Annotated in this window: 2 protein-coding genes; both read right to left on the reverse strand. The window is 33.8% G+C overall.

Features of this window, described 5'->3' with window-relative positions; genetic code table 11:
• The coding region (gene rlmD / locus AA81_RS12980) for a 23S rRNA (uracil(1939)-C(5))-methyltransferase RlmD (protein ID WP_103899275.1) at positions 1–1,220 on the reverse strand (1,220 nt) is incomplete at its 3' end.
• A gap of 81 nt (positions 1,221–1,301) precedes the next feature.
• Positions 1,302–1,777 (reverse strand): glutamate ligase domain-containing protein (locus tag AA81_RS12985; RefSeq protein ID WP_211292718.1); only part of this gene is annotated, 476 nt, incomplete at its 5' end.

A 1,777-nucleotide genomic window follows, 5' to 3' on the forward strand; every position in this document is an offset into this window, starting at 1 on the left:
GTTGAAGGGTCACAAGATACATAGATTATCCCTTTTTCTGCCATAGAAGATAGTAATTGGATCTCTTTCTTTTCCAAACCTTTTCTTGGGGGATCTAAGATGACATAGTCAAATCTTTTATCGGAATTTTTCATGAGATACGGTTTTGAACTTGCTAATATGAAATTAACGTTTTTAATAAAGTTTATATGAGAATTTGAGATCGCCGCTTTTACTGAAACTTTGGAGGTTTCAACGGATTCTATATGTTTAAAGAGCGGTAAAAAGTATATTGAAAATAGTCCAACACCAGAGTATAAGTCTAACATAGTGTCATCTTTTTGTGTGTTGTTTTTGAAATATTCTAATATGTGCCTTAATAGCTTTTGTGTAACATTGTAGTTGTTTTGAAAAAAAGCAGTTGGTGGAATTTGGAATTTAAAATCATCAAACTCCTCATTTAATACTCCTTCACCGAGAAGCGTTTTGTAAGGTCCCCGTAGTACAACGCTATCGGAACTGTTCATCAAGTGAATGAGTGAATAAGGATGGAAATTCTGTTGAAAAAACTGTTTTATCTCTTCTTCATAAGGCAAATACTCTGTGTTGGTAACTATAATAACCATCGTTTGATTTTTGGAAAAGGATCTTCGGATGACTAAATGTTTCAAGATTCCTTTTTTTGAGTTTTTGTCGTATATTTCGATATTCAATTTATTAACTAGTTCTCTGAATTTATTTCTTATGTTATCAAATAAATTAGGTGAGATTGGGCATGAGTAGATATCAAGAACCTTGTTTGAATTGGCAATATTTAAACCTAATTTTAAGTTATTATTTTTCTGAAAAGCGTATTCCATTCTGTTTCTGTAACCCCAGATTAAATCGCTTTCGATTATGTCATTCACAAGGGAACTATCTAACTTACCGATTCTTTCTAACTGTTCTTTTACTATCTCTGTTTTTGATTTTAGTTGGGATTGATAATCATAATCGAGCCATTGGCAACCTCCGCATTCAGGGAAGTGTTTGCATTTGGAGGATACCCTTTGATGGGATGGTTGTATGATTTCTTTTAGATCCGCAAATACTAAATTTTTATTCGTTCTTGTTGGAATAACGGAGACAAACTCTCCAGGGTAAACGTTGTTTACCATGTAGATTTTGCCGGCATAACGTGCCATGCCGTATCCACCGTAGACTAATTTTTCGATGACGATTTTTACTTCTTCATTATCCATCTAAATGCCTCCAAGATATGGAATTATCAGGGACCTGCGGTCCCTAGCCCAGCAAGGGGAGGGCTTCGCCCTGTAACCCATTTACGATTTTTCTACCAAAGAATTAAAGTGTTCCCCTCTTTCTTCATAATTTTTATATTTATCAAAACTTGCGCCAGCTGGTGAAAATACTACATTGTCTCCAACTTCACATATTTCACTTAGGTATAAGAATACTTCTTCTAAATTACTTTTGAAGATAAATTTGTGATTCAATGGGTATTTTTTGACTTCTTTTTCCATTTCTCCAAATACTAATACGGCTTTGGCATATGTTTTAAGTTCTTCAATTAGTGGTGTTAAGTCTTCATTTTTAGGAATTCCACTTAAGATTGCTATATAACTCTTTCCTCTGAAACTTTTGTAAGCGTTGTAAGCGGAGTGAGCGTTGGTTGCTTTTGAATCGTTGAAATAATTGACTCTGTTTTTGCTTTTTATCAGTTCTAACCTATACTTTAGTGGTTTGAAAGAGTTTATTGCTTCTTCGATAATTTTTTCAGAGATTCCAAGATTTAACG

Source organism: Petrotoga halophila DSM 16923 (assembly GCF_002924615.1).